The sequence below is a fragment of the Arthrobacter sp. UYCu723 genome, assembly GCF_054059215.1.
Genome location: NZ_JBSSBW010000004.1, coordinates 191,093 through 211,375, shown reverse-complemented (window position 1 = coordinate 211,375; position 20,283 = coordinate 191,093). Strand labels below are relative to the sequence as shown.

At 62.2% G+C, this 20,283-nt stretch carries 18 protein-coding genes; 10 read left to right on the top strand and 8 right to left on the bottom strand.

Going from position 1 to position 20,283, the window contains the following annotated elements; translation table 11 throughout:
* Positions 1-4 precede the first annotated feature (4 nt).
* From ACVWZ8_RS24820 to ACVWZ8_RS24810, 3 genes are read left to right on the top strand one after another with little or no spacing between them, the layout of a single operon-like run.
* Complete coding sequence (locus tag ACVWZ8_RS24820; RefSeq protein WP_456506440.1) at positions 5-949, top strand: NAD(P)-dependent oxidoreductase; 945 nt, start codon at positions 5-7, stop codon at positions 947-949.
* A complete protein-coding gene (locus ACVWZ8_RS24815; protein ID WP_456506439.1) occupies positions 942-1,853 on the top strand; it encodes an SIS domain-containing protein in 912 nt (303 codons plus the stop codon). Before ACVWZ8_RS24820 ends, ACVWZ8_RS24815 begins: the two co-directional genes overlap by 8 nt.
* A 7-nt stretch (positions 1,854-1,860) precedes the next feature.
* Positions 1,861-2,574: an HAD family hydrolase gene (locus tag ACVWZ8_RS24810; RefSeq protein ID WP_456506438.1), complete on the top strand. Its 714-nt coding sequence runs from the start codon at positions 1,861-1,863 to the stop codon at positions 2,572-2,574.
* 494 nt (positions 2,575-3,068) lie between these two features.
* Here the strand turns inward: ACVWZ8_RS24810 and ACVWZ8_RS24805 are convergent, their stop codons facing one another.
* From ACVWZ8_RS24805 to ACVWZ8_RS24795, 3 genes are read right to left on the bottom strand one after another with little or no spacing between them, the layout of a single operon-like run.
* Positions 3,069-4,088 (bottom strand): sugar ABC transporter substrate-binding protein, encoded by a 1,020-nt coding sequence (locus ACVWZ8_RS24805; RefSeq protein WP_456506437.1) that lies wholly within the window; start codon positions 4,086-4,088, stop codon positions 3,069-3,071.
* Between the two features lie 47 nt (positions 4,089-4,135).
* The gene (locus tag ACVWZ8_RS24800) at positions 4,136-5,158 is read right to left on the bottom strand and encodes an ABC transporter permease (protein WP_456506436.1); all 1,023 of its coding nucleotides are present in this window, start codon (positions 5,156-5,158) and stop codon (positions 4,136-4,138) included.
* Positions 5,155-6,759 (bottom strand): sugar ABC transporter ATP-binding protein, encoded by a 1,605-nt coding sequence (locus ACVWZ8_RS24795; protein ID WP_456506435.1) that lies wholly within the window; start codon positions 6,757-6,759, stop codon positions 5,155-5,157. Before ACVWZ8_RS24795 ends, ACVWZ8_RS24800 begins: the two co-directional genes overlap by 4 nt.
* A 417-nt stretch (positions 6,760-7,176) precedes the next feature.
* On the opposite strand from ACVWZ8_RS24795, the gene ACVWZ8_RS24790 reads away from it, so the two are divergent.
* The gene (locus ACVWZ8_RS24790; protein WP_456506434.1) at positions 7,177-7,575 is read left to right on the top strand and encodes a Tn3 family transposase; all 399 of its coding nucleotides are present in this window, start codon (positions 7,177-7,179) and stop codon (positions 7,573-7,575) included.
* Between the two features lie 378 nt (positions 7,576-7,953).
* Here the strand turns inward: ACVWZ8_RS24790 and ACVWZ8_RS24785 are convergent, their stop codons facing one another.
* Positions 7,954-8,649, bottom strand: coding sequence for a maleylpyruvate isomerase family mycothiol-dependent enzyme (locus ACVWZ8_RS24785; RefSeq protein WP_456506433.1), 696 nt, complete (start codon positions 8,647-8,649; stop codon positions 7,954-7,956).
* Between the two features lie 120 nt (positions 8,650-8,769).
* Here ACVWZ8_RS24785 and ACVWZ8_RS24780 point away from each other — a divergent pair, with 120 nt between their 5' ends.
* Positions 8,770-9,708, top strand: a complete 939-nt coding sequence (locus tag ACVWZ8_RS24780; protein WP_456506432.1) for an endonuclease/exonuclease/phosphatase family protein — start codon at positions 8,770-8,772, stop codon at positions 9,706-9,708.
* A gap of 148 nt (positions 9,709-9,856) precedes the next feature.
* On the opposite strand, the gene ACVWZ8_RS24775 is transcribed toward ACVWZ8_RS24780, so the two are convergent.
* Positions 9,857-10,306, bottom strand: a complete 450-nt coding sequence (locus ACVWZ8_RS24775) for a hypothetical protein (RefSeq protein ID WP_456506431.1) — start codon at positions 10,304-10,306, stop codon at positions 9,857-9,859.
* A 382-nt stretch (positions 10,307-10,688) separates the two neighbouring features.
* On the opposite strand from ACVWZ8_RS24775, the gene ACVWZ8_RS24770 reads away from it, so the two are divergent.
* Entirely contained in the window at positions 10,689-12,929 is a 2,241-nt protein-coding gene (locus ACVWZ8_RS24770; protein WP_456506430.1) for a putative transposase, read from the top strand.
* Between the two features lie 302 nt (positions 12,930-13,231).
* Complete coding sequence (locus tag ACVWZ8_RS24765) at positions 13,232-13,486, top strand: GNAT family N-acetyltransferase (protein WP_456506429.1); 255 nt, start codon at positions 13,232-13,234, stop codon at positions 13,484-13,486.
* 797 nt (positions 13,487-14,283) lie between these two features.
* Here the strand turns inward: ACVWZ8_RS24765 and ACVWZ8_RS24760 are convergent.
* Positions 14,284-15,585: an ISL3 family transposase gene (locus ACVWZ8_RS24760; RefSeq protein WP_456506025.1), complete on the bottom strand. Its 1,302-nt coding sequence runs from the start codon at positions 15,583-15,585 to the stop codon at positions 14,284-14,286.
* 214 nt (positions 15,586-15,799) lie between these two features.
* Between ACVWZ8_RS24760 and ACVWZ8_RS24755 the strand changes: the two genes are divergently transcribed.
* Positions 15,800-16,582: an AAA family ATPase gene (locus ACVWZ8_RS24755; RefSeq protein ID WP_456506508.1), complete on the top strand. Its 783-nt coding sequence runs from the start codon at positions 15,800-15,802 to the stop codon at positions 16,580-16,582.
* A gap of 485 nt (positions 16,583-17,067) precedes the next feature.
* Entirely contained in the window at positions 17,068-18,417 is a 1,350-nt protein-coding gene (locus tag ACVWZ8_RS24750) for an IS1182 family transposase (protein ID WP_456506271.1), read from the top strand.
* A gap of 360 nt (positions 18,418-18,777) precedes the next feature.
* On the opposite strand, the gene ACVWZ8_RS24745 is transcribed toward ACVWZ8_RS24750, so the two are convergent.
* Complete coding sequence (locus ACVWZ8_RS24745; RefSeq protein ID WP_456506428.1) at positions 18,778-19,179, bottom strand: hypothetical protein; 402 nt, start codon at positions 19,177-19,179, stop codon at positions 18,778-18,780.
* A 286-nt stretch (positions 19,180-19,465) separates the two neighbouring features.
* Here ACVWZ8_RS24745 and ACVWZ8_RS24740 point away from each other — a divergent pair, with 286 nt between their 5' ends.
* Positions 19,466-19,807, top strand: coding sequence for a zinc ribbon domain-containing protein (locus ACVWZ8_RS24740; RefSeq protein WP_456506507.1), 342 nt, complete (start codon positions 19,466-19,468; stop codon positions 19,805-19,807).
* 171 nt (positions 19,808-19,978) lie between these two features.
* On the opposite strand, the gene ACVWZ8_RS24735 is transcribed toward ACVWZ8_RS24740, so the two are convergent.
* Positions 19,979-20,119, bottom strand: a complete 141-nt coding sequence (locus tag ACVWZ8_RS24735) for a hypothetical protein (RefSeq protein ID WP_456506427.1) — start codon at positions 20,117-20,119, stop codon at positions 19,979-19,981.
* Positions 20,120-20,283 lie beyond the last annotated feature (164 nt).

The following is a 20,283-nucleotide window of genomic DNA, read 5'->3' as shown; positions in this document are numbered from 1 at the left end:
CAACATGCCCGGCAAGATACTCGTCACGCCCCGTTCCCTCACTGCCCAGGGACTGGAGAACGTTCCGGAACTCGGGCGGCTGCGGGACCTGGGATATGAGCTCGTACCGGCTCCCGCCGGGCAGCTGCCCGAGAAGAAGGACCTCCTTGTCCTGGCCCGGGACGTCGTGGGATGGCTGGCCGGCGTTGAGAAGATCGATGCTGAGGTACTTGAGTCGGCGGCCAGGCTGCGGGTCATCGCCCGCAATGGGGCCGGCACTGATTCCATCGACGCTGCAGCCGCCAAGGCCCGGGGAGTCACAGTTCTGAGAGCGGCGGGTGCAAACGCCCGGGGCGTTGCCGAACTTGCCCTGACACTCATCCTTGCGGCACTCAGGAACGTGCCCGCCGCCAACGCAACCCTGCACAGCGGTGGCTGGAGCCGAACCCTGGGCAAGGAAATGTCCGAGGTGCGGCTCGGAGTAGTCGGCTACGGTGCCATCGGCCGGACGCTGGCCGAACTTGCCGGGCTCATGGGCGCCAGGGTCACGTTCTTTGACCCGTTCGCTCCGGCAGGCGCCACGGCTGGCATCGCCAAGGCCGACACACTGGAAGACCTCTTCGCCGCATCCGACGTTGTTTCGCTTCACGCGCCCCCGCCGGCGGACGGCAAGCCGCTCGTGACACGAAGCCTTCTGGGCCTGCTCCCCGCCGGAGCGATACTGATCAACACGGCCCGGGAGACGCTGGTCGACACTGCCGACGCGCTGGCTGCCCTCAACAGCGGACAGCTGGAGACCTACGCCATTGACGCGTTCGAATCCGAACCCCCCATGCTCAACGAACTGCTGCGCCACGAACGAACGATCCTCACCCCCCACATCGGTGCGTACACCGCCAGCAGCGTGAATCGTGCCGTCGAATACGCTGTGGAAAACCTTGTAGGATTCTTACAAAACGATCATGATTAGGGCCGGACAGAACGGATCCCGCAAGATGCTGAACGCGGTCTCATATGATGCGAAGGTTCCGCTGCTGGAGCACATTGCCAACGTCTCCGAAAGCATGCGCAAGTCGGAACGCAAGGTGGCCAGCCTGGTCCTGGAGAATCCAAACTATGTCGTGGATTCGACCATGGCTACGGTTGCGGACGCGGCGGGCGTCAGTGAACCCACGGTCATGCGGTTCACAACGTCTCTGGGGTTCAGCGGATTCCAGCAGTTCAAAATCCAACTGGCCCGTACCCTGGCGCTCGGGCTGCCCGCTACGCTCTCGTTCGTCAGTGTGGGGGACTCCGATGAGGACATCGCTCAAAAGATCTTTGACCAGACCATCTCCTCGCTGGACCGCACCCGACGCTCCCTGGACGTGGAACAAATCACCAAGGCTGCCGACGCGATCATCGGTGCCCGCAGTATCCTTTTCGTTGGTCTGGGCGCCTCCGGCATCGTCGCCCACGACGCGCAGCAGAAGGCCGTTCTCTTCGGCGTTCCCTGTTCCGCGCCGGAGGATGTGCACCAGCAGTTCATGGAGGCATCCGTGGCGACGCCGGACACTGTCGTGGTCGTGATCTCGAACGTGGGCCGGACGAAGTCGGTGACCGACGTCGCCAAGGCGGCACACACCAGCGGTGCCACAGTCATCGCGATATCCCGTGAAGAAAGCCCGGTCACCGCGGAATGCGACATTCCGCTGATTGTCCGCACCTTCGAAGACACGGACCAGTACACCCCGACAGTCAGCCGGCTGGCACACCTTGTCGTCATTGACATCCTCGCCACCGTAGTCAGCATCCGGCGCGGCAGCTCGCACCTGGCCAAGCTGGCGGCCATGAAACGTGGCCTGACGGACTTCCGCAAGTTATCCGGCCGATAGCTCCTTTATGCCTTGCGGCGACGCCGGGAACCGGCTGGCACCGTGGAGCGGAACGGACAACATGGACGCAGTACTTCTAGATCTTGATGGAACCCTCGTTGACACAGAGCCGTACTGGGTGGAGTCCCAACGCCTTCTGACGGAGCAATTCTCTGTCGAATGGACACTTGAGGACGAGCTGGCCCTTATCGGCCACTCCATGACTTATGCGGCCGGGAAGCTGATATCCAGGGGCGTGGACCTGAGCCACGGCGAGGTCCTTGAGTTTCGGCTGGCTCACGTCGTTTCACGGCTGAATCAACATATTCCCTGGAAACCGGGGGCCCGGCAATTCCTGCAGGAACTCAAGGAAAGCGAGCTTGCCTGCGCGCTGGTCACCATGAGCCCCAGGGCCATGGCGTCGGTAGTCATCAACGCGCTCCCGCCGACGCAATTTGAGGCTACGGTTACCGGATCAGACTGCGTCCAAGGCAAACCCCATCCCGAGCCTTACCTCCGTGCGCTCACGCTGCTCGGTACGTCACCCGAGCGTGCCATCGCTGTGGAAGACTCCATCCCGGGCGTTCAAAGTGCCGAGAACGCAGGACTCCGGGTCTTGGTTGTCCCAGGCCCGGTTCCAGTTCCGACGGGGCCACTGCGGACCAAAATCAGCTCGCTGGACGAGATCGATATCACCCGCTTTCTGGATACCCGGCAGAGCACTGAGACACGCCACAACTGACACGGACGCTCTCGCCCCGTGGGCCTTCAGCCGCCACTGACGCACGGCAACCACTCGGTGGCAACGCGGAGACCATGGAGGCATTTTTCGGACCGCAGGCAGCCAAAATACTGGCCGGGAACTGAATCCACTCCTTGGCAGCGGCCCCACCTGCGGACCGCACACAGGTTTAGGGGTGCCCCCTCGCCGCCGGGCATGCATCGTTCAGTGCCATGCCAAGCCCGGTTTCTGCCACGGCAACCCCCTGACGCCTTCCCTGCACATTCACTACGGCGGTGCCCCAACGGCCGCATCGTCCCCGCAAAACCACGTCTGGGCCGTACCCCCCAATCACCGCCCGAGGCCGGCATAGGGCAATTGACCGTGCCGCAAACCATCCGCGTCAGGACGACAAAATGCCCGGCTGGATCATTCCAGCCGGGCATTTCTTGCATCTGGGGATGCGTCAGAGACGAGGTCTTGTCCAGCGGACGCCCTGACGGGGCATCAACGAATCAGAACACGTTCTCCGGGTTGTAGTACTCGTCGACGTTATTGCAGTCGATGCCGGCAGCCTTGGTGAATTCTTCCTTCTTGAAATCGCCGGCGGCCTTCTGCCCAGTGGCCAAAGCAATGGCAATCTCGAAACCGCGTCCCGTTGCAAGGCTGGGAGAATTGAGCCCGGTCGATACATACTGGCCCTGGCAGCCTCCACGCTTGATCTCGGCCAGTGCTTCCTTCTGCCCGTCGGCTGAAGCAGCCACAAGCGTTGTCGTGTTCTTTTGGTCTTGGAGAACAGTCAGCGCACCCAAAGCCATGGCGTCGTTGAGCCCGAGGATCAGGTCGACCTCGGGATGCGCAGAGAGCATCGATTCAGCTGCGGGTACCGCCTTGTCCTGGGCGTAGACCGCTGATGCTTCTGCCACAACCTTGTACGTGACGCCGCCTTCTTTCAGACCGTCCAGGAAGCCCTGCTGCCGCTTTGGACCGACGCTTTCGTCGTTCGCGCCGCCGTTCAGGATGGCTACGTCAACAGCCTCACCCTTCGTGAACCGCTTGGCCGTCAAAGCGCCCGAGAGCTTGCCGATCTCGTAGTTGTCGCTGGTGACGGCCGTTACCCCAACATCCGGGATTCCGGTGTCGACGAAGATCACGGGGATGTCCCCGGCAATCTGCTTCAATTGCTGCTTCTGCGTGTTCGGGCTGATCGCGTTCACGATCAACGCATCGACCCCTTGGGAGACCATGGTCTGTGCCTGGTTGAGCTGCGTGACCGGGTCACCGTTGGCATTCTGGAACAGCAATTCAAAGCCCTGTTCCTTGCTCACCTTCTGGGCCGCGACCTCCATGGCCTTGTAATAGGGTGCGTCGACCTGCCGCTGCAGGAAGCCGATCTTCAGATTCTTGACGTCCTTCTTGACGGCAGCCGCGGACGTCCCGCCGGAACTGCCCTCAGTGGACCCGCAGCCGGTAAGCAGGAGGGATGACACGGCTACGGCAGTCGTTGCCGCCAGCCAGATACGCCTGGATTTCATTTGAATAACTCCTATGTTATTTCGTTGGGTTTGGTAGAACAGGGAAGTTACGGATTTATCGACTGCTTGCGACGGGACTTGAAGTGGATGGTCGTCATGACCACGGCGAGCAGGATCAAGCCACCGCGGAATGCGTCCTGGAGGAACGTGGAAACATTCAGCAGCACGAGCAGGTTGGTGATGATGCCGAAGATCAGCGTGCCGAACACGACTCCGAGCACACGTCCCTTGCCGCCGCGCAGGCTGGCACCGCCAATGACAACTGCGGCGATGGAGTCGAGCTCGTAGAGCGTTCCTGCGGTGGGCGTGCCCACGCCGATGCGGGAAGCGAGCAGGAACCCAGCGAAGCCCACCATGGCCCCGGCGATCACGTAAACCGCGAGCAGCGTCGGCTTCACGGGAATACCCGAAGCGAAGGCAGCGTCAGGGTTGCTGCCGAGGGCAAAGACGCGGCGGCCGAAGACTGTCCGCCGTGCCACGAACCAGACGGCAAGAGCCAAGACCAGCCAGATGACTCCAATCAGGGGGAAGCCCAGAATGGTCGTAGTGGCAATCTTCCTGAAGTCTTCGGCTTGCGGCTGGATCGGAACACCTTCCGTCAAGGCATAAACGACGCCTCGTGCCAGTGACAGCATGCCGAGAGTGACGATGAAGGGTTCCAGCTTGCGGAATGCCACAAAGTAACCATTCAGCAACCCGACGAGCATACCCAGCACAACAGCGATGAGAATCGCTAAGGGAACGCTGACGCCTCCGAAAGCCAGCGTACAGACGACGCCGGCAAGACCAACGACCGAACCGACACTGATGTCGATGCCGCCGGTCAGGACAATCAGGAACTGGGCCAACGCCACGATGCCGATAACGGAGACCTGCAGGATGAGGTTCGTCAGGTTCCTGGGTGTGAAGAAGGCATCCGTGGAAAGTCCTGCGACGATCAGCAGCACAATCAGGATATAGAGCGGGTACTGCTCCTTCGCCCAGTGCATCAGGCCGTCCCTGGTGAATCTGCTGTTGGTTTTCTGCAACGGTTCCTGCCCGGCAGTCATCCTCGTTGACGTGGTGCTCATTCGATTTCCCCTCCCAATGCTGCCCGCATTAGGTCGTCGGTATTGCTGTCTGTGGATCGGAATTCTTGGACGAGTTGGCCATCGCGTATGACGAGGATGCGATGGCTTAGCATCAGCAGTTCCTCCGCCTCGCTGGAGACCACGACGACACCTTTGTCCTGCTCTGCCAGGTTCTTGACGATCTGGTAGATGTTCATTCTGGATGCGATGTCGATGCCTTTGGTCGGTTCGTCCAACACGACGACCTCGGGTTTGGCTTCAATCCATTTGGCAAGGCAGACCTTTTGCTGGTTTCCGCCGGACAGGGTTCTGGTGAGTGTGGTGCGGCCGCCCTTGACCTGGTATCGCTTGATGAGCCCCTCAACGCTTGCCCGTTCACGCTTCAGGTTCAGGATTCCGAAGGTGGAGTACTGGTCAAGTGTGGCCAGCGTCATGTTGTCGCCGTTGCTGAAGTCTTTGACGAATCCCTCGCTGCGGCGGTCTTCGGACAGGTAGGCGACGCCTCCCTTGAGCGCGGCCCGGGGAGAACCGAGACCAAGTCGGCGTCCTCGGACTTTGATCGTCCCGCCGGTTCTTGACTGGTGCCCGGAGATTGATCTGGCGATCGAGCTGCGGCCGCTGCCGACAAGCCCGTAAATGCCCACAACTTCCCCGGGGTGGACCGAGAAGCTGATATCGGTGGCAGACCCGGAGCTGAGATGCTCAACTTCCAGCACGGGATCGATCCCCGCGAAGGATGGCAAGGGGGCCGGTTCCAGGGCGTGGACCGCTTCACCGACCATCAGGGTGATTACTTCTTCCCGGTTCGTCTCCTTGGCATTGAGCACGTCAACAAGCTTGCCGTTGCGCAGAACGGCGATGCGGTCGGCCATCGCGAACACTTCCGGCATGCGGTGGGACACGAAGACGACGCACACGCCGGCGGCCCGTTCCCGCTCAACCAGAGCCTCAACGTCTTTGAAATGCTCTTCGGTCGTCGAGGCTGTAGTTTCGTCCAGTATCAGGATCTGGTGACCATTGACCTGCGTCCGCCCCAACGCCAGCATCTGGCGCAGGCCCGGGGTGAGAGTCTTGCCCAGTTGGTTCAAGGTGACTTCATGCATGCCCACGGCCCGCAGAGCCTGCATGGAAGTGTCACGGCCGCGACGTCGGATCGTCCTCCAGCCCTTGGTTTTGCCCGCGGAGCTCAGCTGCTTCAGCCACAGATTCTCCTCGACGGTGAACTCATCGACAATCACGGGTTCCTGGTGCATGAAAAGGATGCCGGCATCGTCGGCGTCGGCAGGGGTAGCAACTTCACCTTCATATCCAGCGATCTTGATGTGCCCACTGTTTGGTGCTTCCTGACCCGAGATGAGCCTGGCCAGGGTCGACTTTCCGGCACCGTTGGCTCCGCAGATCGCCAGGACTTCACCTCGGTATCCTGTCAGGGATACCCCGTCGAGTGCCTTTACTCCCGGGTAGGTGCGCGAGACGTCCCGAACGTCGAAGGCCGCTTCCTTCCGTACGGAGTCTGCAGGGGTGTTCACTGAACACCTCGTATCCCGCGCGCTGCGCGCAGCTTCGTTTTGACGCTGATAGGTACCGGCCCGTTGACCCAACGCATGTTCTCTCCTCTGAGAAATGTGTGACGACTGAACACCCGGTCTGGCGCGTGGATGTCGCTTACGTCACGCTATGGTGTTAGTAATATTACTACAAAAATTCAAGCCATAGTCAAGAAAATGATGGTATCGATTCGCAAAAATGGCAAAAATTCGTAGTTGTGCTACATATCTTCCTATCCTGCCCATCCCTAATCAGAAGAGCAACCATGCAGGGACAGAAAGAACGTCGAAGGATCCTCGTCACGGACTGCAATCTCGTAGAGTTCAGGACGCAGTTAGCTGCGCGATCGCCGCAGCCTCGCCGATGCGCTTCCCTCCGGCACCTAATACATACCGGCCGTCCCCGAGGCGCCTCCCGGGCCTGAAGAACCGTTGGTTGTTCCTGAAATTCCTCACCGAGACGGGCTGCGTGTGTACGTCCTCACCTTCGTCGATGACCCGGCCTACCGCCGGGAGATGAAAGCGATGCGCAACCTCCAGGAGGGCCGCCACGCCCTGGCCAGGCACATCTTCCACGGCCGCGAGGGCACGCTCCACCAGGCGTACCGTGACGGGCAGGAAGACCAACTCGGCGCCCTGGGCCTTGTCTTGAATTGTGTGACGTTGTGGAACACGGTCTACCTCGACCGCGCCCTGACCGCGCTGCGGGAACAGGTCTACCCGGTACTCGATGCCGATGTCGTCCGCCTGTCGGCGTACGTGCGGCGGCACATCAACGTCCACGGTCACTACTCCTTCCAACTTCCGGACCTCGCCGGCGGCCGGCGCACTCTGCGCGATCCCGACCACCGCGACAGCAACGAGGAGTAAGAAGAGCCTGAGAGGCAACGGAACGAAACCGGGCATTAAGGGGTGTCGGAAAACGAGGGATTGCCGACACCCGTCCCCAAAGAGCGAATCACAGCGAAATCCACGTCGACAAGCCGTGTTGGGAAACAACGACGGAAAACCCTGGACGCAACAGAACCGACATCCTCAACTCAGGAACAAAATTGCCGCCAAATCAAGGAAGACCAGTCACTAACGTGACTTTCCCGAGCATTGGTCCTCAAGCCCCGGTATGACGGTGGCAGGCAGTCCGGGCATGGTGGCCAAACCGGCCCAGGCGGACTGGTCGACGGACGGGTACTCGACGCCGTCGATGTCGATCCGTCGTTCTGGTACGGAAGCCGCCGAGTCATCCAGGCCTCACGGCGTGAGCGGGCCGCGGATGACACGCAATGCAAGGTCCGCGTCGCCTTCCAGGACGGCGGTCTCCGAAAGGCTGGAGCGTCCCCAGAGGCCCAGGTACATCTCATGGGGCGCCGCGATGACCGTCGCGGCGATGTCCCCCTCGCCGACAGTCCAGGCCGTGCCGTCGGGCAGGGCGAAGGTCACGGCGTTCCCCGGGTCGGTCATCCGGCCAAGCCGGAGCTGTCTCAGGGCGAACATGGCCAAGGCCTCGTCGATCCCGTCGAGCAGGAACTCTTCACTGAACACCGGGTCGGCCAGGCCGGCTGTCTGGTGGGCGTCGACCAGGTGGACGGCGTGTTCGTGTGCCTGGCGGCGAAGCCAGAACCCGGCCGTCCGCGGGGGAGGACCGAAGTTCCAGCAGGGCGCCACAGGGTCCACTGATGCCATCGCGGCCAGAAAGCCGGGTGCCCCTTCGAGGAACCAGGGGGCGGCCCTCCCGGTGGGTGCGGCCGGCTCCTCTACGAACTTGCCTGCCCGAACCACCCCTGCAGCCCATCGTTCTATCGAACCGAGATGCCCGAAGAGGACATCAAGTGTCCATCCCGGACAAGCCGGAACGGGTCGGTTCAGAATGTCCTCCGGTCGGCTGGCCAGGGCACCAAGGGCGTCGAGACTGTGGGCGAGCTCGACAAGGTGGCGTTCGGGCAACATGGGTCGATCTTATCCGCAGGCACGGCCGGGCTGGCGCTGGTGTCTGGCAACTCCTAGCCGGCACCCTTCCCCACCGGTGCGCCTGCTTGCATCCCACGGCCGGTCTGTTTGCATGGAGGCATGACTGAGCAGCCGCCGGCAGCGGTAACCGAAGACCTGGACCGGCTGCAGGCAGCCCTGACCTCTGCCATCCCCGCCAGGACAGCGTCCAACCTCCTGGTCGGGACCTGGAACATCCGCGCGCTGGGGGATCTGACCGCCCAGTGGCTGGCCGGGCCCAAAGACTCACCCAAGCGGGACTGGCATGCCATCGCCTGCCTGGCCGCAGTGATCTCCCGGTTCGACGTCGTCGCCGTCCAAGAATCCCGCCGCAACCCCCTGGCCCTGAAGCGGCTCCTTTCCAGCCTCGGACCGGACTGGAGAGTCATCATCTCGGACGCGACCGAAGGAGCCGCCGGCAACGGCGAACGCATTGCCTTCCTGTACGACAGCACACGGGTCCAGCCCTCGGGCCTGGTCGGCGAGATCGTGCTGCCCCCGATCGGGGAGCACCCGCAACGACAGTTCGCCCGCACCCCCTACACCGCCAGCTTCTCGCGCACCGGAGTGGAGTTCACCCTCGCGTCCGTGCACATCCTCTGGGGCAAGAGCCCCGCGGAGCGGCTGCCGGAGATCACCGCGTTCGCCCAGTGGATGCATGACTGGGCGGCCCGGCCCAATGACTGGAACTCGAACCTGATCGTGCTTGGCGACTTCAACCTGGACCGGATCGGTGACCCGCTCTACGAAGCGTTCATCTCCACGGGCCTGTGGCCGCCGGCCGAGCTGAACACCGTCCCGCGGACGATATTCGATGACGACAAGACCAAGCACTTCTACGACCAGCTCGCCTGGTTCTCCAAGCCGGACGGCACCTCCCTGCTGAAGGGCTTGGCCTACGGGCAACGCGCGGGAACGTTCGACTTCGTCCCGCACGTCTTCCAGGGCTTGAGCCGCAGCGAGGTGTCCTGGCGGATCTCGGACCACTACCCGCTCTGGTGCGAATTCCTGCTCGCCTGATCTGCCAATCGGAAGAGCCTCCGGCAATATGTGGGAGGCTCTTCCGGTGAGAAACAGTAGGGGCTGACGATTACTCGGCCAAGCGCGTCCAGGGCGCGGCCGTAAAGGTCAGGGCCCCACCGGTGGAGGAGACCAGCACTTGCGGGTGTCAGTTCTTCTTGAGGTTTACCGTCGTTGTGGTTCCAAGCGCGCTGGCCTTGTAGCTGATGGTGCCGCCTTCGTACTTGAATTCTTTGGTCGCGTCGGTGGATGCCAGAAGCGCGGACTTAGTTGCCTCTATATCCCGCTGCGATGTCCAGGTGTAGGGCTCGCTGGCGTTGGTCGGCCCGGCAAACGTTCCAACCCAGTATGTCGAGGTCGTGTTACCACCGTCGGTAACCCACTCGATTGTCATCTTGTCGGCGGTGATCGTGGCTTGCTGGTACGACTTCTCACTGGTGGGGTTGCTTTGCTTCCATGCACCGGCCAGATCAGGAGCCTTCGGCGCCTCCTGGGCCGCTTTGGAATCGGCAGCACCGGTCGGGGTCGTGCCTGCTCCACCGCACCCCGTCAAGGCAAGGACGGCAGCGAGAGCAATAGGAGCGATGGATTTTTTCATGGATTCCCCCATAGGAAAAAGTGAATGATGCATTGAGAATCATATGCCGGTGCCGGCGCCCGCTCCGCGTGTGACGGCGTGCTCGGCGGGGCACGTGCTCGACGACGCCCTTCTCGGATCACTCGAGCTACAAGGCTGAGAACAAGCAGCACGGTTGAGCCGGCGGCAGCCGGGATCGCGTCCCGGCAGAGTCTCACGGACTCTAGTTTGTGAGGATACGACCGGAGAGTACCAGGACTCTGGACATAGGGTGATGCTGTTCGACTGACTTCCGCAGGAATCCGGTGTTTTTGTTATGGGTGCGGCTGTTAATCCTCCTTCTCTTGCGATAGAATCTAAGTAATAGATTATTCGGTTTTGGAGGGGTGGCATGATGAGCGTGATGACTGCCCAACTGCCTTTTCCTCAAGCAATGGATGCCGGAGCGGTGCCGATAGGGCTCGCGGCGTCACTGCTGGAGGATGCTACGGGTGGGCGCGTGTTCGTTCATGGGGAACTCTCCTACGCCTGGGACGAGAAGGACATCGCGACCCGCCGGTTCGCGGCGGCGAAACTGGCGGACATCAAAGCCGCTTCGGTCGCCGGGATCGCTGCCGCGTTCGGTGTTGATGCGATCACCTTGTGGCGGTGGCGTCAGGTCCTGGCCGCGGAAGGGGTGTTGGGTCTGGCCCCGGAGAAGCCTGGTCCGAAGGGGCCCAGCCGGCTGACGGAACCGAAGATGTCCGAAATCCGTGCCTTGCGGGCGACCGGACTGTCGCTGCGGGCGATTGGGGCAAAGGTGGGCGTCTCCGAATTCAGCGTGCGACGGACACTGGCCATGCCGGTGCCCACCGGTCCGGAACCGGTGAAGCTTGATCCGCTTGCCACATCTGCGGCAGCAGCACCGGCAGCCGGGTTGCCGGTGCTGCCGGCACCGGTGGACCGGTCCGGAGAGCGGGCGTGGGCCCGGGCCGGGTTGGTGGAGTGCGCGGCACCGGTGTTCGCACCCGCTGCCCGTGTGCCGTTGGCCGGGCTGTTCCTGGCCCTGCCCGCCTTGGAGACCACGGGACTTTTGGAGTGCGCGAAGGAGACCTTCGGGGCGTTGCCGAACGGGTTTTACGGGTTGGAGACCATCCTGACCGGCGCCGTGTTCCAGGCCCTGGCCGGGGAACCACGCGCCGAAGGGATCACCCGGATCGACCCGGTAGCTTTGGGCCGGGTGCTCGGCCTGGACCGCGCCCCGGAAGTGAAAACCCTCCGCCGCAAAACCGCCGCGCTGGCCAGCAGAGGCAAAGCCGGGGAGCTGCTCACCGCAATGGCCGCCAGACACCTGGGCGGCAATGCTGAGCCGGGCGGGGATCTGGCCGCTGTGCTCTATGTTGACGGGCATGTCCGCGCTTACCAGGGCACCAGGAAGATCGGGAAAGTCCATTCGACGAGGTTGAAGTTCCCGGTCCCGGCGACCGAGGAAACCTGGGTCGCCGACGCTGCCGGGGCCCCGGTCCTGGTGGTCATGGCCGAGCCCGGGGCCGCGCTGACCGGGGAACTGCGCCGGCTCCTGCCGACCCTGCGCACCATCATCGGCGATGGCCGCCGGGTGCTGGTCGGTTTCGACCGGGGAGGCTGGTCCCCGGCCCTGTTCAAGCACATGGCAGAGAACAACTTCGACGTGTTGACCTGGCGCAAAGGCACCACCGAGGACGTCCAGCCCTCCCACTTTGCCGAGGTCACCCACACCGACGAACACGGACAAACCCGGACCTGGGAAGCCGCCGACACTGCCGTGGAGGTGCCGGTCGGTACGACCGGGGAAGTGTTTCCGATGCGCCAGCTCAGCCGCCAGGTCAACACCCCCGGCGGCAGGGTGCGGCAGATCCACATCCTCACCACCAACACCGGCATGCCCGCAGGGGAGATCATCTACCGGATGGGCGCCAGGTGGCGGCAGGAAAACTATTTCCGCTACGCCAGGATCCGCTTCGCGCTGGATTCCCACGACGCCTACACATCCACCGATGACGACCCGGAACGGTCCGTGCCGAACCCGGCCAAACGCAAGGCCTACCAGAAAGTCCTCGCCGCCCGGACCCGGTACGAGAAGACCCTGGCCGACACCGACGCGGCGATGCTCGCCGCCCGCACACCGCCGCCGGGAACGACCACGGTCCTGATCACCAACACCATCCACAACACGATCACCGCGGACCTGCTCACCGCTGAAACCGCGCTCGGCGCCGCGCAGGCAGCCCACCGGGAAATCCCGGCCCGGGTACCCCTCGGTGAGATCGCCGCCGGCCAGCAGGTCCTGGAGACCGAGACGAAACTGCTCAGCCATGCGATCCGGATGGCTGCCTTCAACACAGCCTCCACCCTGGCCCGCGAAATCCGGACCAACACCGGCTACGCCCGCGGCGAGGACGAAGCCCACACCCTGATCCGGCAGGCCCTCACCGGCAGCGGAGACATCGACCCCCGCACCGACGGCTACCTCACCATCCGTCTGGACCCGCTCCCCACCCAACGGGCAACCACCGCGATCAGCGAGCTCTGCAACCACCTCACCAACACCGAAACCCGCTACCCCGGCACCGACCGAATTCTGCGATTCGAGATCAAAAACAAAGAAACGTCAGCCAACAATTAAAACGCTATGTCCAGAGTCCTGGAGTACCGGACTGTGTCATTTTCAGAAGTCGTCTGCACACGCTCCCGCGGAATTCCGGGGTAGTGCAGACGAGTGTGAACATGAAAATGTCAGAAGTCCCCTGCACGGTAATGCATTCCGCTCAATAGTCGCCTGCACAAACTGTCACTTTTCAGAAGTCGGCTGCACCAAACACCAACAACTACCGCGTCGAGGCCCCCTGTAGCGTCTGCAGCAGTCCCCCGGAAGAGCATCGGCTTGCGGGCCTTAGCCACGCACTGGAAATAGAGTCGTGGCAGCAAGTGAACGGCGCGCAGAAGCTTGAGGTCGGGTACCACGTGCGTTCCGACTTACAGGGCCTGGGGTTCGCGACGGAAGCAGCCACTGCTTGTCGCGACTACGCCCGAGAACATATTGAAGCCAAGGAACTGATAGCTATCATCCATCCGGATAACCGAGCTTCTGAGCGGGTAGCTGAGAAAATCGGAATGCACCGCGTCGCTGACGATCGAGGCGGGAACATCCCCGTCCGAACAGTCCTAAGCATGCAGCTGTAGACACGTCCAAGGCCGCCCGCTGGAGGATCGTTTTACGGGCAGCAGTATTCAGGCTGGCCGTAACGCGGATGCAATTGTTTCGGCTACGGGATCGTCTCCACGGACAGGGCCCTCAGCCAACCATCTGTGGTCTCACCGTTGATCGTAGCCTCACCCATTTCCACAATCATCTGGACCTTTGTACCGTCCCGCCACCCGGCAGCTTCTGACTAGTCAACGAACACGGACAGGTCTTGGGCTCCCCCTTGGGCCTTTAGCATGACGGTGAACTCCCCGGCCGCCCCAGTCATCCACAGATCCGACATGAACAGTTCGCCGGTCAGCCGAAACTGGTCCCCAATCTTAATTCCACCCATCCGGGCGGAGTTGAGCTTGTCTAAGGCCGCCGCCGGTCCCGATCAGTTTCCACGGGGTCTCTGGTTTCGGGCGCCGGAAGGTCAGCTCCGACCGCACTGTCCCTTGCTCCTGAGAGACGAACTCCCAGCCCTCTTGCTCTAACTTGGCCCTAGTCCTGGCCTCCAAGCCCCGAACCGTTTTCACGGACCTCGTCTCGTACTTCACATACTTCACACCCGTTGTTGTCGTCATGCTGTTCCCCCTCGGCCCCGGACATCAAACACTCTTCGAGAGCTTAGAGTGGCGCGACGGTGTCTCCAAGTCGCACCCCAAAGCGACACACGGCGCAGCGTGGTCTGTGCAGAATCCATACCACTGTAAAACCGGCTTGCGGGCGATGGAACTGCCACTCAGCGTTGCAAAACGCCGCATTTATCGGGCTCTCCTGACTCATCCGTGGGCTAATTTCGGCCGGGAAGCACTGGTTTGGGACCGCCGAGGCTGAGCATGGCCAGGGCGATGAGTGCGTCTGGGGATTTGAAGCCGAAGGCGATTCTGGTGATGAGTCTGATCTTGGTGTTCATGGACTCGATGCGCCCGTTGGAAAGCCTGTGCTCGATGGCGGCCAGGATACTGGCCCGGTGTTTGACGATGGACTGCTGCAGTTTCACGAAGGATGGGATGCGGCACCGCCGCGCCCAGGCCACCCACTTGTCGAGCGCTTCGGCGGCCTCGTCGAAGGGCAGTTTGAAGACCGTGCGAAGTCCTTCCTTCAGGTAGTAGGCACGGCCGAGCCGGGGGTCGGTCTGGACGATCCAGGCGAGCTTGGTTTGCTGTTTCTCGGTCAGGTTTTCAGGGTTCTTCCATAGCGCGTACCGGGAGTTCCTGACCCCGGCGGCCAGGGCGCTATCGGGGCGTGCCGGGGACCCGGCCGGCGGCCGTCCCCGGCCTCTTGCCGGCTCGTTGGCCCGGGCTGCTCTGCGGGCCTCGTTCCAAGCCGTCCGGCGGACTTCATCGAGAGCCTCGGTAGCCCACTTGATGATGTGGAATGAATCCGCGCACTGGACGGCGTCCGGGCAGCGTTCGGTGACAACGGCGGCGATCCAGGGGGCCGCATCCGCGGTTACGTGCGTGATGGCTGCGGAGCGTTCATCGCCGAGAGCATCGAAGAAGGTGCGCAGGGTGGCTTTATCGCGGCCCGGTGCGGCCCAGAGCAGCCGACCGGAATCGTGGTCCACGACCACTGTCAGGTACTTGTGTCCGCGCTTGTAGGAAATCTCGTCAATGCCGATCCTTTTCAGGTTCGCGAAGCGGTCGAATTCTTTCTCTGTATCTGCCCAGACCCGGGTAATGATCGCCCCGACGGTGCGCCAGGCGATACGCATCAGGGCGGTGACCGCGGTCTTGGAGGACTTGGTGGCGAGCCAGGCGACCTGAGCATCGAAATCATGGGTGTGGCCAGCCTGGTGCCGGGCCCACGGGACGGCTGCCACGCTCACGCCGTGGTCCCGGCAGCGGACCCTCGGGGCGCCGGCTTCGAGCCATACCTGGACCGTGCCCAGGTCCAGGGAGCGCCAACGGCGCCTCCCCTGACCCTGGTCGTATTTCGGGCTCCGGCGCCCGCAGATGCCGCACCGGTTCCGCATAGAGCCGGTAGGCCGGACCGAAGCGATCAAGAACCCGCCACCGTCATCCAAATCAATGGACTCCACAACCGTTTTCTCGACACCGAGCAGAGTTCGCCATAGTCTTGCATCTTGCACGCCGTTTTCCCGTTCCAAAAGTTTCTGTTCCTTAGACAGTCAGAAACCTAGACGGAAAGCGGCGTGCTTCCGTTAAGGCGCGCGCAAAAAGCCCACGGATGAGTCAGGAGAGCCATTTATCGCTGCAATTCAGAAGTCGGGAAGGACGGGGTCGGTCAGCATGTTTTTGGGGGCAGGTCCCTACGTCTTGATAAAGGATCCCTTGCTGAGACGGATGGAAGCCCGGTTCGCTGAGTTCGCGGACGCGGTGCGCCGCCAGCACACCATCGGCATCTGCTACGGCCAGGCCGGAATCGGAAAGACCCTCTCCGCCAGGCGCTACGCAAACTGGCATAAGGCAGAGAACCTCCTGGAACAGTGGGGTCCGCGGGACGACTCTGACTTCCAGATCTATGCAGCCCTGGCCCGGGCACGCAGCGTCTTCTATACACCTGCCGTGCTCACCTCGCCCAAACAGATCCATGCCGAACTCGAGCACATCAGCACCCGCGTATCGATCTGCGTTGACCAGCATCTGGAAAAGATCGGCAAGAAGACAGGACCACCCACCCGCACCGGCAAGCATGTGGAGCTGCTCATCATTGACGAATCCGAGCGGCTCAACGCCACGGCGCTTGAACTCCTGCGTGACCGCTACGACCGGGACAACACAGCCCTGATCCTCATCGGCATGCCCGGAATCGAAAAATGGTTCAGCCGCTACCCACAGCTCTACAGCAGGGTCGGCTTCGCCCACGAATATCGCCCACTCGCCCAGGAAGAACTGAATTTTGTCCTTGAGCGCCGCTGGCACAAACTCGGCCAAACCCTGGACCCGGAAGATTTCACCGATGCCCAGGCCATCGCTGCCGTTGCCCGGATTACCCGAGGCAACTTCCGCCTCATCGACCGGCTCTTCACCCAAGTCGAACGAGTCATGAAAATCAATGAACTCAGCACCATCACCGACGACGTCATTGAAGCCGCACGCTCGACCCTCGTGATCGGAATCAGCTAGAACCGCCAAACCGAGCTGTGAAATACCGCCAAGCCGAACCAACAGTCACACTAGAGCCCTACCGTCGCAGCGGCCGCCTGATCGATGAGGCGTCTTGTATCCCTGGGGTTGCGAGACGATCTGGAGTGGAGCGTTTAGGGCACGCGCGTTCACCGGGCAGTTTTGCGGGCGGGTCTTACGGGAATCAGAGTGCGCCGGCTTTCTCGAAGGGAAGGCATGAAGGTGGCGAGTTGGCCAGCGGGAAACAGGTTAACGGGCGCTAATCCTAGGAGCGTGGGTCAGTAGTCGTCCGGATTTTTAAAACGCCGGGCGAAGTGCCGGGCTGTACCGGGTGCGGCTGGGAGAATCGGGGTATGGATTCCGGTGCCCAGGACGGGTTGTTTGATGAAGGACTCGTGGAGCGGGTCGAGCCTGCTGGCGAGGACGTGGTGGAGACCGGCGCCGGTGCGAACAAACGGTTCAAGGCCTTTGAGCCGGACGCGGTGATGCTGGTTCCGCCGTCGCTGGATGAGTGGCTGCCTGCCAACCACCTGGCCCGGTTCATCGCCGATCTCGTGGACGAGGAGCTGGACCTGACCCGGTTCTACGACTCGTACGCGAAAACGAAGGGCCAGCCACCCTATGAGCCGCGGCTGATGGTGAGGATCCTTCTCTATGGCTACTGCACCGGCGTCCGTTCCTCACGGGAGCTGGAACGTGCGTGCACGGATGTGGTCGCGTTCCGGTGGCTCGCTGCCCAGCAGTTCCCGGACTTCAGGTCCATCGGACGCTTCCGCAAACGCCACCTCTCGGCGCTGGGGAACGTGTTCCTGCAGGCCCTGGAACTGTGCCGGGCCGCCGGCATGGTCTCCTTGGGCAGGGTCGCCCTGGACGGAACGAAAGTGCGGGCCAACGCCTCCCGGCGCAAGTCCATGAGCTACGCGCGGCTGACCGAAAAGCAGAAGGTCCTCGGCGACGAGGTCTCCGAGCTGCTCGCCGCAGCGGAGGCCACCGACGCGGCCGAGGACGCCCGGTACGGCAAGGACAAGCGCGGCGACGAACTCCCGGCGGAGCTGGCCGGAAAGAAGTCGAGGCTGGCGAAGCTGGCCGCGGCCCGCAAACAGCTCGAAGAAGAAGCCGCGGACAAGGCCCGCAGGGAAGCCGAACGCAAGGCGAAGGACCGCGGCGAGGACGAGGACACAGTGGCCGTCAAAGGCGAAGAAGCCGCGACCGGGGCGCAGGTCAAGCCGACGGCGCAGCGCAACTTCACCGACCCGGACTCCCGGATCATGAAGACCGCCGACGGGTCCTACCACTACAGTTACACCGGCCAGGCCGTGGTCGACGAGGACCACCAGGTTATCGTGGCAACCGATCTGAACAACACCGCGGTCGACGTGCAGCAACTGGGACCGATGATCGAAAAAACCACCGAAACGTTCGGCCGGATGCCCGCCCAGTGGACCATCGATGCCGGCTACTGCTCCGCCGGGAACCTCGAACACGTCAGGGAAATCGAGACCGACAGTGAGGGCGGAACCGAGTTCTTTATCGCGACCGGCCGGCTCAAGCACGGCGAAAAGGTCCCGGACGCGCCCCGCGGACGGATTCCCAAGAACGCCACGGCCAAAGAGCGCATGGCCCGGAAACTCAAGACGAAGAGGGGCCAGGCCGTCTACGCCCGGCGCAAGGCGATCGTGGAACCGGTCTTCGGCCAGATCCAGACCCGGCAGGGCAAACACGTGCTGCTGCGCGGGCTGGAGCAGGCGCGGCAGGAATGGAACCTGATCGCCGGCTGCCACAACCTGCTCAAACTCTTCACCGTCCGCACCGCCGCGGCAACCGCCGGCACCTGAGAGACAGGAACCGGGATACCCGCGCCTACCGCCCCGCCAACCTCCGGCGGCCCATAACGACTCGGCCATCCGGCGGTCTCAGCCCGAATTCCGGACCGCAGCGGCAACCGTCCGAGGGCCACAAGCCGGCCGGCAACCACATCTGACCCACGCTCCTAGATGCTCTGCGCTTTATCTTGGGCGGCGGCCACAGGCCATGATTCCGTGTTTATGGCTAAAGCTGCTCAGAGCACCCACCAAATGCCTCCCTGTCCTCCTGGCTTTGGACGGAACCTTGGGTGGAACTCTGACCACAAGCAGAACGGCAACGCCAGGTCACACTAGCCGGAAATCGCTGCGTACCGTAGTGGGAGCTGAGGGCTACTCGCCCCCTCCTGCCTCGTTCGCTGGAAAGTCGGAGATCCTCGCCAGTATCTCTCCGGATACGAAGTAGGGGTTGTTGGCATTGTTCAGCACATCGATGAGGACCGCATCCCCGTCGCGCTCGAGGACACGGTACTGGTCGCCGACGCGGAGCTTCGGCTCGCTGCGGTCGTCACCATCGCGGTCGGTGTGGACTGTGAACATCTGACCCGTCGTCGGGCCGGGTGAGGTGCGCTTCTTGACGGCGGCTTTCGCATGCTTGAAGGCACTCGGCACAAATGAGCCCGCGACACCGCCAACGGCAAACGTGCCTCCGAGGATGACGACCACGGCTTTTTTGGGTCCGCCGAGTGCCTTGAAGATCGTCGTTATTGTCTGGTAGCCGCCCAGGTTACTCATCCACGTCCCCCTCGTAGGTCTTGTTCTTGATCATTTTACCCACCCGCTGCCGTTGGGCCGGTCAGAGGCATGGCGGCCGGTGGGGGGACAGGTTTACGGACACGAATGAGAGGCTGGCCGACGTCGATCTCCGAACTGTCGGGTGTTGCGAACGGCATGGGTGAACATCGAAGCTCTTGGTGCAGGCCTGGATAAATTTCCCCACGGTGCAGGTATAAGCGATATGGTCATCGCAGGACCCAGGCCAATGTGGTGGGTGTAGCGAAAAGGATGAACTGCCGTGGCAATGATTCAATGTCGTGAGTGTGGCAATACGGTTTCGGATTCAGCGCGCATGTGTCCAAATTGCGGAATTGAGTCACCTGGCGGTTCATGTGAACTCGTTATTGTGCGTCCGAGTCTCGCCGGCGGGGCAGTTGGGATGACTGTGTACGTTAACAACACATTGTACGGAGACATCAAGGCGCGAAAGTCAATGACAATTCCGGTTGCTGCCGGGCAGCACCATGTTCTCGTTGAGACATCGCGAGGAAAGACCGGAACGACCACAGTGGACGTAACTCCACAATCGCCGGGAAAACTGACGCTAGGGGTTAGTCAGCTGACAGGTGGCGTCAAGTTCTCGTAGAACACTAGCTTGACCGGGTCCGACCAATTAGGTATTGGGCTACGCTTTATCCGTCCAGTCCACGAGCGACATTCCGCTGACACAATCTGAATTTTACAGTGTCAGCGGAATATTGGACCTAGCGGTGACAGTCGCACGTAGGAGCGGATAGCGGGTTCGGTTGGAGATCCCTTAACGGGCATACTCGCATTGTTCACCGGAATAGCGGGATTGACGTCCGGAGTCGACAGTGAAGTACACCGTCTCGCCGCCGTCATCGCCGTTGCCGTTTCTCGCTCGTTCGCGGACCATCCGGCGAGGAATCTGTCTCACCCGTCGTTCTCCTTAAGGGTCCGCCTGCGGGCGGCCGACTCCTTCTCCTAATCCGACTCGGTGTCTCGTAACCTCAGTGTCTCGAAACCTATGGGATACAAGACTCTTGAACCGCTTCACCATCCGATTCTGGCTCTGGGCCTTCCCGTTTCTCACTCGGGGCG

Bases quoted from the DNA above. Each gene is read 5' to 3' on its own strand.
- ACVWZ8_RS24805 (WP_456506437.1), bottom strand. From the start codon at position 4,088: ATGAAATCCAGGCGTATCTGGCTGGCGGCAACGACTGCCGTAGCCGTG.
- ACVWZ8_RS24785 (WP_456506433.1), bottom strand. From the start codon at position 8,649: ATGTTGCCCGAACGCCACCTTGTCGAGCTCGCCCACAGTCTCGACGCC.
- ACVWZ8_RS24740 (WP_456506507.1), top strand. From the start codon at position 19,466: ATGATTCAATGTCGTGAGTGTGGCAATACGGTTTCGGATTCAGCGCGC.
- ACVWZ8_RS24820 (WP_456506440.1), top strand. From the start codon at position 5: ATGCCCGGCAAGATACTCGTCACGCCCCGTTCCCTCACTGCCCAGGGA.
- ACVWZ8_RS24780 (WP_456506432.1), top strand. From the start codon at position 8,770: ATGACTGAGCAGCCGCCGGCAGCGGTAACCGAAGACCTGGACCGGCTG.
- ACVWZ8_RS24810 (WP_456506438.1), top strand. From the start codon at position 1,861: ATGCCTTGCGGCGACGCCGGGAACCGGCTGGCACCGTGGAGCGGAACG.
- ACVWZ8_RS24770 (WP_456506430.1), top strand. From the start codon at position 10,689: ATGACTGCCCAACTGCCTTTTCCTCAAGCAATGGATGCCGGAGCGGTG.
- ACVWZ8_RS24800 (WP_456506436.1), bottom strand. From the start codon at position 5,158: ATGAGCACCACGTCAACGAGGATGACTGCCGGGCAGGAACCGTTGCAG.
- ACVWZ8_RS24755 (WP_456506508.1), top strand. From the start codon at position 15,800: ATGGAAGCCCGGTTCGCTGAGTTCGCGGACGCGGTGCGCCGCCAGCAC.
- ACVWZ8_RS24750 (WP_456506271.1), top strand. From the start codon at position 17,068: ATGCTGGTTCCGCCGTCGCTGGATGAGTGGCTGCCTGCCAACCACCTG.
- ACVWZ8_RS24815 (WP_456506439.1), top strand. From the start codon at position 942: ATGATTAGGGCCGGACAGAACGGATCCCGCAAGATGCTGAACGCGGTC.
- ACVWZ8_RS24775 (WP_456506431.1), bottom strand. From the start codon at position 10,306: ATGAAAAAATCCATCGCTCCTATTGCTCTCGCTGCCGTCCTTGCCTTG.
- ACVWZ8_RS24745 (WP_456506428.1), bottom strand. From the start codon at position 19,179: ATGAGTAACCTGGGCGGCTACCAGACAATAACGACGATCTTCAAGGCA.